The sequence below is a fragment of the Citrobacter sp. genome, assembly GCF_050252275.1.
GTDB lineage: Bacteria > Pseudomonadota > Gammaproteobacteria > Enterobacterales > Enterobacteriaceae > Citrobacter_A > Citrobacter_A amalonaticus.
Genome location: NZ_JBFWLF010000165.1, coordinates 1 through 10,097 on the forward strand (window position 1 = coordinate 1; position 10,097 = coordinate 10,097).

A 10,097-nucleotide genomic window follows, 5' to 3' on the forward strand; every position below is an offset into this window, starting at 1 on the left:
TGCTATTAATGTGCATTGATTTGTACGCTTTTTTTACCCAAGTTACGCACTCTTTATATTCATTAAAAAAACGCCCAGGAATAATATAAATAAATGGATGTTCTCTTATTAATTTTCCTTTTTCGTCAGTTCAACCCCCGTTGACATAACCTTTGAATAACTGTATTAATCGCGCAAAAGGAAAGATTTATAATTTTAAGGTAAGTGAATCTTTAAGGTTTTAAAGATGAACGGACCCGCTTTGCCTTTTAATTAATTTTTACTGCGTCTTTTATGCTCTTATCCGAAAAAAGAGTAGTACGGAAAAGGTATTCCTATGAAAACACAAAAAATGAAATGCAAACCACCCTCACCGGGGAAATTGGCACTCTGTATCGCCAGTGCGCTGGCGCTCGGAGGATTTAGCGGGCAAGTCGCTGCGGCATGCGGTTACACCACCACTGCTCAATTGTTATGTGACGATCAGACGATTTACTATTATGGTAACCCATTGAGTCCGTCCAATGGTCGTGACTATACATCGTTTGATGAAACCGTAATTAACACCAGCCAGAATGGTACAACCACACCTTTACAAGGATGGGGAGTATACCTTGATAGCACGGGTTATAAGTTTAAAAATCTGGTAATCAATACTACTGGCTCAGAGGCTGATGGAATCCACTCTAAAAACGCCGGTGGTAGATTAGAAGCTGAAAATATTACTATTACGACGACCGGAACGAGTTCTGACGGGATTAACCTCGGCCGCGAGCTTACAAGTGCGTATTCTGTTATTGACGTTAGCGGAAATGTTTCGGTTGATGCTTCGGACGGTATGGGGTTGCGCGCAAATATATCCAGAGCAAATACCAGCGCACAGTCATCAATTATTGTTCATGGGAATGCGGATATTGTTACCCGTGGTTCTGGGGGCGCGAACTCTGGATACGGGATCTATGCTGGTAAGGATCTCGGTGACTTATTTGGCAGTGCTGCGGGAATCGCGGATGTCACGATTGGCGGTACTGCAACCATTACCACTTCCGGTTCGAATGCTCATGGTGTTTACGCAGGAAGGAAAGGTGAGGTCAACCTCAATAACGTCAATATCACAACCACTGGTAGTGGCGCGAATGGTATCTATGCTTACGCCAGCAGTGATTTTGCCACAGTGAATTTGGGTGGGGACACCACCATTAAGGCGACAGGCAATAATGCCAATGCAATGTATGCCTATCAAAGTAAAGGCCTCATTCGCTCCTGGGATGCCACTACGGACACTGCAAGCTCTGGTGTCTATAACATTGAGGGCAACCTTTATGCACGCTATAGCGGCATTATTGACCTGACAATGGATGACGGAAGCCATTTCGTGGGCACCGCCAACTCTTCGCAACTGGAAAATACAGCATCTTACCGTGCGACTATTAATCTGGATATGAAGGGTGCCAGCAGCGAATGGACGATGACTGGAAATTCCGTGGTCTCTAATCTGACGCTGGATCAGGCGACGCTGCGCTACAGTCCTGACGGCGTGTCTCGCGATGATGCGGGAACCTTCAAGACATTGACTGTGGTCGGAAACTACATCGGGACCAACGCGCTGTTAGTGCTGAACACGGTACTGGAAGGGGATTCGTCTCTGACCGATAAACTGATTGTTCAGGGCGATACCTCCGGTAATACCAAAGTGGGCATCAACAACATTGGTGGTGTGGGTGAACTGACCGTCGATGGGATTAAAATTGTTGAGGTTGCCGGAAACTCTGACGGTACCTTTACCAAATCAGGGCGTATCGTCGCCGGTGCGTACGACTATGACGTGGTGAAAAAAGCCAGTGACTGGTATCTGACCAGCGAGCTGTCACCGGTGGATCCGCCGCCAGTGGAGCCACCTCCGCCACCACCGACTGAGCCGGATCCCGATCCCGCGCAGCCAGACCCAACTGATCCTCCAGGACCGCCAGTATATCCGGGTCCCGTCGAGCACCAGTATCGCCCTGAATTCGGGAGCTATCTGGCGAACAACTATGCGGCCAATACGATGTTTATCACCCGTCTGCACGACCGTCTGGGTGAGACTCAGTATACCGATATGCTGACTGGCGAAGAAAAAGTCACCACCATGTGGATGCGTAACGTAGGGGGCCATAATCGCTTTACCGACGGCAGCGGGCAGTTGAAAACCAACGCTAACCGTTATGTTCTGCAGTTAGGCGGCGACCTGGCGCAGTGGAGCAGCGACGGCCTCGATCGCTGGCATCTGGGTGCCATGGCGGGTTATGCCAACCAGAAAAGTAAAACTCGTAACAGCTACACTGGCTATTCGTCTCGTGGACAGGTAGACGGTTACAGCGTCGGTCTGTATGCCACCTGGTATGCCAATGAAGCGGATAAGACCGGGACCTATCTGGATAGCTGGGTACTGTATAACTGGTTTGATAACACCGTTAGTGGCGAACATCTGGCCAGCGAAAACTACAAATCCGACGGTATCACGGCGTCTGTTGAAGGCGGTTATAGCTTCCTGGTCGGGGAAAGTGAAAATAAAACCTACTGGATCCAACCGAAAGCGCAGGTTATCTGGATGGACGTGCAGGCCGATTCACACCGTGAGCACAACGGGACGGTGGTTAAAGACAAAACTGACGGCAACCTGATGACTCGCCTCGGCGTCCGTGCTTACCTGAAAGGTCATGCGGAGAAAGATGCCGATAAAGGCCGTGATTTCCAGCCGTTCATTGAAGCGAACTGGATCCACAACACCAATAACCAGACCGTACAGATGGGCTCCATCAAGGATGACATCAGCGGGACACGTAACATTGGTGAGCTGAAAGTAGGTATTGAAGGGCAAATCAACCCGCGTCTGCAGGTGTGGGGTAACGTGGCGCAGCAAATGGGCGACAACAGCTACAGCGATACCTCTGCGATGCTCGGGGTGAAATACAGCTTCTAAGAAACCGAGAAATATCACACCAGAACAAGGCGATGCTCTTAGGGCATCGCCTTTTTTTCCTTCATCTTTCCCTGACGGGTACATAGTCAAAACGCCCCTTTCCCGCTACAGTTATTCATCCACGGCAAGTAAGGAGAAGGGACATGCTCTATATCTTTGATTTAGGTAATGTGATTGTCGATATCGACTTCAACCGCGTATTAGGTACCTGGAGCGATCTGAGCCGTGTGCCGCTGGCGTCGTTAAAGCAGAGCTTTACGATGGGTGAGGCCTTCCATCAGCACGAACGGGGAGAAATCACCGATGAAGCATTTGCCGAGGCCCTTTGTCATGAGATGGATCTGTCGCTGAGCTACGAACAGTTTTCCCATGGCTGGCAGGCCGTTTTTGTCGCGCTACGGCCTGAGGTTATCGATATCATGCAGAAACTGCGTGAGCAGGGGCATCGCGTGGTCGTCCTGTCGAACACCAACCGGCTGCATACGACGTTCTGGCCAGAGGAATATCCAGAAATTCGCCAGGCGGCGGACCATATTTATTTGTCGCAGGATCTGGGGATGCGCAAGCCGGAGACACGGATTTATCAGCATGTGTTACAGCAAGAGGGTTTTTCAGCGAGCGACACGGTCTTTTTTGACGACAACATCGATAATATAGAAGGGGCCAACCAGTTGGGGATAACCTGCATTCTGGTGACCGATAAAACCGTCATTCCTGACTATTTCGCGAAGTTGTTATGCTAAAAACCGTGCATCAAAAAGCCAGGCAACATACCCGACCGATCTGGGCCTGGCTGAAGCTCCTCTGGAAGCGCATTGATGAGGACAATATGACGACCCTGGCAGGGAATCTTGCCTACGTCTCGTTGCTCTCATTAGTGCCGCTGATCGCCGTTGTATTTGCGCTTTTCGCCGCTTTTCCGATGTTTTCCGATGTCAGCGTCCAGTTGCGACACTTTATTTTTGCCAACTTTATCCCGGCAACGGGCGATGTGATTCAACGTTACATTGAGCAGTTTGTCGCCAACTCCAACAAAATGACGGCGGTGGGGGCCTGCGGGTTAATCGTCACCGCGCTGCTGTTGATGTATGCCATTGATAGCGCGCTGAATACTATCTGGCGCAGCACGCGCACGCGGCCAAAAGTGTACTCCTTTGCCGTGTACTGGATGATTTTGACGCTGGGACCATTACTGGCAGGGGCCAGTCTGGCGATCAGTTCCTATCTTCTCTCATTACGCTGGGCCAGCGATCTCAATACCGTGATTGATGATGTGCTGCGTCTCTTCCCGCTGATCCTCTCCTGGCTCTCATTCTGGCTCCTCTACAGCGTGGTGCCGACCACGCGCGTACCGAATCGGGATGCGATTGTCGGCGCCTTTGTCGCTGCGGTCCTGTTCGAGGCCGGAAAGAAAGGTTTCGCGCTTTATATCACCATGTTCCCGTCATATCAGCTTATTTACGGCGTGTTAGCGGTGGTACCCATTTTGTTTGTCTGGGTGTACTGGACGTGGTGTATCGTCTTGCTTGGTGCGGAAATAACTGTCACTCTCGGGGAATACCGCAAACTCAAACAAGCCGCAGAACAAGAAGAAGCAGACCAACCATGATTGCATTAATTCAGCGCGTAACCCGTGCCAGCGTCACCGTGGAGGACGAAGTGACGGGTGAAATTGGCTCAGGACTTTTAGTGTTGTTGGGTGTCGAAAAGGATGACGACGAGCAGAAAGCGAATCGCCTGTGTGAACGTGTGCTCGGCTACCGTATTTTTAGCGATGCCGAAGGCAAAATGAACCTGAACGTGCAACAGGCGGGCGGGAGTGTGCTGGTGGTTTCACAATTTACGCTGGCGGCGGATACCGAACGCGGCATGCGTCCGGGGTTCTCTAAAGGGGCGACGCCGGAGCGGGCGGAGGCCCTGTACGATTATTTCGTCGAACGCTGCCGCCAGCAGGACATGAATACGCAGACCGGACGCTTCGCTGCGGATATGCAGGTTGCGCTGGTGAATGACGGCCCCGTGACGTTCTGGTTACAGGTATGAATCAGCTTCCGGCGTGGCCGCGGGTTACAAGAGAGAGTACCGCTATGTATCACCTTCGAGTACCGCAAACAGAAGAAGAATTAGAGCGTTACTATCAGTTTCGCTGGGAAATGCTGCGCAAGCCGCTGCATCAACCGAAGGGTTCCGAGCGTGATGCCTGGGACGCAATGGCGCACCACCAGATGGTGGTCGATGAAGAGGGCAATCTGGTTGCCGTCGGGCGGTTGTACATCAATGCCGATAATGAGGCTTCCATCCGTTTCATGGCTGTCGATCCCACCGTGCAGGAAAAGGGGCTGGGAACGCTGATGGCAATGACGCTGGAGTCCGTCGCACGTCAGGAAGGGGTCAAACGAGTGACCTGTAGCGCACGGGAAGACGCTGTCGAATTCTTCGCCAAACTGGGTTTTGTCAATCAGGGCGAAATCACCACGCCGCAAACTACGCCGGTTCGCCACTTTTTGATGATCAAACCGATTGCCTCGCTCGATGACATTTTGCATCGCGGCGACTGGTGCGGACAGCTACAGCAGGCATGGTATGAGCACATCCCGCTGAGCGAGAAGATGGGTGTACGTATTCAGCAGTACACCGGGCAGAAATTTATTACCACCATGCCGGAGACGGGCAATCAAAATCCGCACCACACGCTGTTTGCCGGGAGCCTGTTTTCGCTGGCTACGCTGACCGGCTGGGGGCTTATCTGGCTGATGCTGCGTGAGCGCCATCTTGGGGGCACGATCATTCTCGCTGACGCCCATATCCGCTATAGCAAACCTATCAGCGGCAGACCCGCCGCGGTTGCCGATCTCGGCTCGTTGAGCGGCGATCTTGACCGTCTGGCGCGTGGGAAAAAGGCGCGGGTTCAACTGCAGGTAGAGCTGCTGGGCAATGACACACCGGGCGCTATTTTTGAAGGTATTTACATCGTCCTGCCCGCCAAACCGTTTGGTCCCTATGAAGAAGGCGGAAACGAGGAAGAGTAGGGGAACTCCCTTCTCTATTCTTCGCTAACGGACGGGATAGTCACGCGCCAGGCGATATCCTGCATTGCGCTGCGCGCCGCATGGCTGACGCCAGCTAGCTGGAAAAAACCATGAATCACGCCGAGGTAGCGCTGGCAGGTGCAGTCGACGTGTTGGGTCGTCAGTCGCTCATACAAAAGTTCGCCTTCGTCGCACAGCGGATCAAATTCAGCGGTGATGATGTGCGTAGGCGGTAAGCCGCTGAGATCATCTCGCCAGAGCGGGCTGGCTTCGGGATGCTGGCGAACGGTATGGGGCATATACATCTCATACCCGGTTAGCAATGTGTCACGGGTAATGAGGTAGTCCAGACCGTTGCGGGTATAGCTCTCACATTTCGCGGTCGCGTCGAGCATCGGGTAGATCAGCATCAATTGTGCGGGCAGCCATTGCTTTGCTGCCTTCAGGCGCAATGCTGTCACCAGAGCCAGGTGTCCGCCCGCACTGTCCCCGGCAAGCGTGATGTGCTGGCGTTCAACGCCAAGCTGTTCCGCATATTGCCAGATCAGGTTGGCCCCTTTTTCAGCATCGTCATGCGCCGCAGGAAACGTGTGTTCTGGTGCGAGGCGGTATTGTACGGCAATCACCCGGCAACCGCTGGTATACGCCAGTTGCCGCAACTGATTATCATGCGTGGCAAATCCGCCGCTCACGAAACAGCCGCCGTGATAGTAAATAACGCAGGGCAGAGCACCCGAAGTATGGCGCGGTGATACGACGCGCAGCGTCATCCCCTCCAGCTCAACATCACTGACCTCTACGCGCGTTTCGGTCTTTCCGGCCAGCGCGGTACTGGCGATATAGCCTGCTCTCCGGTCATCAATGTGTTGCCGACGAACAGAAGGACGTCCCGCCGCGATAAATTCCTCGACCCGTTGTGCAATCCCGTGTTCAAGCGCCATTTTCTTAATCCCTTAATTCTGTATGAATATACAGTGTTATAACCTGGTTTTTCATGAAAGAGAATGGTGGATTTAGGGCAGAGTAAAATTCTGGAAAGCGCCTCGCAAAAGGAAAAGTCACTACGGAGATCGCTTTTTTTCTGCTTGCTGACGGTGTATGTTGTTTGAAAATTATTCGCCAATGATATACTGGAGGTATATGTGAGCATAATGGCTGGAATGGACATGGGCAGAATATTACTCGACTTATCCGATGAGGTGATCAAGCGCCTTGACGATCTCAAGCAGCAGCGCAACCTGCCGCGTGCGGAGTTGTTGCGCGAAGCGGTTGAACAGTACCTTGAAAGGCAGGGCCAGGCTGAAACCACGATTTCCAATGCGCTGGGGCTCTGGCAGGGCTGTGAGGAAGACGGCGTTGAGTATCAGAGGACGCTACGCGAGGAATGGTAATGCAAAAGGGACCCGTGCTGTTCGATACCAATATCCTGATTGATTTATTCAGCGGGCACCAGGAAGCACAGCATGTACTGGAAGCGTATCCGCCGCAGAATGCCATCAGCCTGGTTACCTGGATGGAAGTAATGGTGGGGGCAAAAAAATACCATCAGGAATATCGTACACGTGTGGCGTTGAGTGCGTTCAACATCATCGGCGTTTCACAGGAAATTGCTGAGCGAAGCGTGAATCTCAGGCAGGAATATGGGATGAAACTTCCGGACGCGATCATTCTGGCTACCGCGCAGATTCATCGGTTTGCGCTTGTGACGCGCAACACCAGAGATTTCGCGGGGATACCTGGCGTCATTACGCCTTATCAGTTGCAAGCCGGACGATAAGCACCGTCCGGCATCACCTGTTGAAGGCGTTTACTCCCCTTCTCCCGGGAACAGGAACGGGTTGATGGAACTGCGGGCGAAGCCTTCTTGCTCCATGCGCGCGTCCAGTACCAGCGACGCGAGGTCGTCGGCGACGGCTTCCACTTTCGGGTCTTTTTCCTGATAGAGGATCTTCAGGTAGGTTCCACAGTCACCGCAGCTTTCGGCTTTGATTGCCGCCTGCTCATTGTCCAGTGACCAGTAGTGCAGATCGCGGCTTTGCTCGCAGTTGCTGCATTTAACACGAACCACATGCCACTCGGTTTCACAAAGGTTGCAGTGCAGATAGCGCAGTCCCTGGGTGGTGCCAATTTGCACCATGCTGGAGACCGGCATCGAGCCGCACACCGGGCAGTACTGACGTTGTTCGCCGTATTCCGCGCGGGCTTTACCCGGGATAAGGCTGGCCATTTGCGCCCAGTACAGCGACAGCGCGGCCCAGATGAACGGGGCCTTATCGCTGCTGACCGCGGCGAAATCGGAGGCAAACAGAGCGCTGGCCATCTGTTCCAGTTCCTGTTCGGAGGCTTTTTCCAGATTTTCGATCACCGCCAGCGCCGGGCCGCTCATCTCCGGTTTCAGTTCGGCGATCAACGAGTGCAGCAGTTTCTGCCAGTGCTTATCGCGTGGCAGAACGTGGATATCCAGCGGCGGCTTACCCTGATCGTTGGCTTCTTTGATGCGTGCAGTGAGATCCATCTGCAACGGATGGTCATACAGCACCACTTCCTGGGCATGGGCGATCAGCGCGGCAAAGCGCAGGTAATCTCCCAGCGGGTTATTCTCAGCCAGTTCGCGCAGACGCTCGGCGCGACGGTTATACAGATTTTTGAGCCGGGGGAATAATAACGGTGGAATCATATCCGTCGCGCGTTTCTCGCTCTTTTCCAGCTCATCTTGCGGGATGATACGAATGCTCATTCAGTCACTTCCTGGTTAGGCAGATTTAGCTAGGTGTAATCCGCTCTGTGAATTGGCGGGCATTTCGCGCCCGCGCTGGTGAATGTCATTAATGATAACCGCAATCGGCCTGCGGGTTATAGCGGTGACATCGCAATGTGTGCGTTACGATACCTGATATCGATACCCCAGACCATGCACCGTTCGGATTAGCTGCGGCTGATTGGCATCCTGTTCGATGACTTTGCGGAGCCGGGAAATGTGCTGATCCAGCGTACGGCTATTGGGCAAATAGTCGTACCCCCACGCCGCATCGAACAACATATCTCGCGTAACCACCTGATTTTTATGACGCTCAAGACAGCTTAAAATGCGAACTTCCCGCAGCGTCAGCTCCAGCTTTTGCTCGCCGCGCCAGGCGCACAGTTCATTCGGGAACACCGTCAGGTCGCCAAAAGCAAAACTGAGGTTAGGCTGCGTGGCGCTATGGTTTAAACAACGACGGGCGATGGTTTTTATCCGCGCCCGCAGTTCATGAATACCAAACGGTTTGCTGATGTAGTCATCTGCACCCAGTTCCAGCCCCACGACACGGTCGATCTCCTCATCTTTGGCGGAGAGAAACACGATGGGAATATGTTCGTTCTGGCGGCGAATTTCCCGGCAGACCGTATAGCCATCCATTTCGGGCATCATGATGTCTAACAGCACAAAGTCCGGTTTGTCGCGGTGATAACTCTCCAGCGCCGCGCGCCCGTCCGGTGCTGCTATGAGCGAATAACCCTCGCGCGACAGAGCATCCACCAGACCCTGGCGGATGTTTGCATCATCTTCGGCAATCAGTATCTTCATATTCTCATCCCTGCGGCAGCGTAAGGGTAAAGCGGACGCCGGGTTCTTGCGCCGTTACCTGAATCTTGCCGTGCAGGCGTTGCGCCAGTTGGCAAGCGATGGTGAGCCCAATACCAGTACCTGAAACACCCTCGGTAATGGAGGATTTGACCCGATAAAACGGGCGGAAGATCAAGGACATCTCATTTTCCGCAATACCGGGACCATAGTCGCGAACGGCGATCTCCACGTTTTCCGCAACGTGTTCAACGGTCAGATCCACGCGCTGGCCCTGCGAAGCGTATTTTTCGGCATTACTGAGAAAGTTGCTGACAATTTGCGTGATCACGTCGCGATCGCTATGCAATGTCAGATTCTCAGGGCAGGACATGTGAATCGTCATGCCTTTAGCCTGCAACGCAGGCGTAAAGATCTGCGTGATTTCTGTCATCAGACGGCGGAGATTGACTGGTTGAAGATGCAGTTTCGGTGCGCGCGTAATGGTCAGGATATTCTGGATAAGCCGTGATATCCGCTGGCCTTCCTGAGTGATCTCATCCACATAGCGTCGCTCATGCGT

At 52.9% G+C, this 10,097-nt stretch carries 11 protein-coding genes; 7 read left to right on the plus strand and 4 right to left on the minus strand.

Annotated elements, in window-relative coordinates; all coding sequences use genetic code 11:
- Window positions 1-316 precede the first annotated feature (316 nt).
- The 5 genes from AB7E14_RS14490 to fabY all read left to right on the plus strand — a co-directional run bounded on the left by AB7E14_RS14490 (window position 317) and on the right by fabY (window position 5,970).
- Entirely contained in the window at window positions 317-2,941 is a 2,625-nt protein-coding gene (locus AB7E14_RS14490; RefSeq protein ID WP_316962783.1) for an autotransporter outer membrane beta-barrel domain-containing protein, read from the plus strand.
- A 143-nt stretch (window positions 2,942-3,084) separates the two neighbouring features.
- Complete coding sequence (gene yihX / locus AB7E14_RS14495; protein ID WP_316962782.1) at window positions 3,085-3,684, plus strand: glucose-1-phosphatase; 600 nt, start codon at window positions 3,085-3,087, stop codon at window positions 3,682-3,684.
- The gene (locus tag AB7E14_RS14500) at window positions 3,678-4,550 is read left to right on the plus strand and encodes a virulence factor BrkB family protein (protein ID WP_316962781.1); all 873 of its coding nucleotides are present in this window, start codon (window positions 3,678-3,680) and stop codon (window positions 4,548-4,550) included. Before yihX ends, AB7E14_RS14500 begins: the two co-directional genes overlap by 7 nt.
- Window positions 4,547-4,984, plus strand: a complete 438-nt coding sequence (dtd, locus tag AB7E14_RS14505) for a D-aminoacyl-tRNA deacylase (protein ID WP_044265155.1) — start codon at window positions 4,547-4,549, stop codon at window positions 4,982-4,984. The genes AB7E14_RS14500 and dtd overlap by 4 nt, the downstream gene beginning before the upstream one ends.
- Window positions 4,985-5,028: 44 nt before the next feature.
- The gene (gene fabY, locus AB7E14_RS14510) at window positions 5,029-5,970 is read left to right on the plus strand and encodes a fatty acid biosynthesis protein FabY (protein WP_042998862.1); all 942 of its coding nucleotides are present in this window, start codon (window positions 5,029-5,031) and stop codon (window positions 5,968-5,970) included.
- A 14-nt stretch (window positions 5,971-5,984) separates the two neighbouring features.
- On the opposite strand, the gene AB7E14_RS14515 is transcribed toward fabY, so the two are convergent.
- Window positions 5,985-6,911, minus strand: a complete 927-nt coding sequence (locus AB7E14_RS14515; protein WP_316962780.1) for an alpha/beta hydrolase — start codon at window positions 6,909-6,911, stop codon at window positions 5,985-5,987.
- A gap of 207 nt (window positions 6,912-7,118) precedes the next feature.
- On the opposite strand from AB7E14_RS14515, the gene AB7E14_RS14520 reads away from it, so the two are divergent.
- Together AB7E14_RS14520 and AB7E14_RS14525 are read left to right on the plus strand one after the other, a co-directional pair.
- The gene (locus tag AB7E14_RS14520; RefSeq protein WP_161215612.1) at window positions 7,119-7,361 is read left to right on the plus strand and encodes a CopG family transcriptional regulator; all 243 of its coding nucleotides are present in this window, start codon (window positions 7,119-7,121) and stop codon (window positions 7,359-7,361) included.
- Window positions 7,361-7,747 carry a type II toxin-antitoxin system VapC family toxin gene (locus tag AB7E14_RS14525; RefSeq protein WP_044328134.1) on the plus strand — a complete coding sequence of 129 codons (387 nt, stop codon included), beginning with the start codon at window positions 7,361-7,363 and terminating at the stop codon, window positions 7,745-7,747. Before AB7E14_RS14520 ends, AB7E14_RS14525 begins: the two co-directional genes overlap by 1 nt.
- Window positions 7,748-7,777: 30 nt before the next feature.
- On the opposite strand, the gene fdhE is transcribed toward AB7E14_RS14525, so the two are convergent.
- From fdhE to AB7E14_RS14540, 3 genes are all read right to left on the minus strand, one after another.
- On the minus strand, window positions 7,778-8,707 hold the full coding sequence (gene fdhE, locus AB7E14_RS14530; RefSeq protein ID WP_042998866.1) for a formate dehydrogenase accessory protein FdhE: 930 nt from the start codon (window positions 8,705-8,707) through the stop codon (window positions 7,778-7,780).
- A gap of 144 nt (window positions 8,708-8,851) precedes the next feature.
- Window positions 8,852-9,538: a response regulator transcription factor gene (locus tag AB7E14_RS14535; RefSeq protein ID WP_042998867.1), complete on the minus strand. Its 687-nt coding sequence runs from the start codon at window positions 9,536-9,538 to the stop codon at window positions 8,852-8,854.
- Between the two features lie 4 nt (window positions 9,539-9,542).
- The coding region (locus tag AB7E14_RS14540) for a sensor histidine kinase (RefSeq protein WP_428169623.1) at window positions 9,543-10,097 on the minus strand (555 nt) is incomplete at its 5' end.

Coding starts and splice junctions, on each gene's coding strand:
- AB7E14_RS14515 (WP_316962780.1), bottom strand. CDS start 6,911: ATGGCGCTTGAACACGGGATTGCACAACGGGTCGAGGAATTTATCGCG.
- AB7E14_RS14525 (WP_044328134.1), top strand. CDS start 7,361: ATGCAAAAGGGACCCGTGCTGTTCGATACCAATATCCTGATTGATTTA.
- fdhE (WP_042998866.1), bottom strand. CDS start 8,707: ATGAGCATTCGTATCATCCCGCAAGATGAGCTGGAAAAGAGCGAGAAA.
- fabY (WP_042998862.1), top strand. CDS start 5,029: ATGTATCACCTTCGAGTACCGCAAACAGAAGAAGAATTAGAGCGTTAC.
- AB7E14_RS14490 (WP_316962783.1), top strand. CDS start 317: ATGAAAACACAAAAAATGAAATGCAAACCACCCTCACCGGGGAAATTG.
- AB7E14_RS14500 (WP_316962781.1), top strand. CDS start 3,678: ATGCTAAAAACCGTGCATCAAAAAGCCAGGCAACATACCCGACCGATC.
- dtd (WP_044265155.1), top strand. CDS start 4,547: ATGATTGCATTAATTCAGCGCGTAACCCGTGCCAGCGTCACCGTGGAG.
- AB7E14_RS14535 (WP_042998867.1), bottom strand. CDS start 9,538: ATGAAGATACTGATTGCCGAAGATGATGCAAACATCCGCCAGGGTCTG.
- yihX (WP_316962782.1), top strand. CDS start 3,085: ATGCTCTATATCTTTGATTTAGGTAATGTGATTGTCGATATCGACTTC.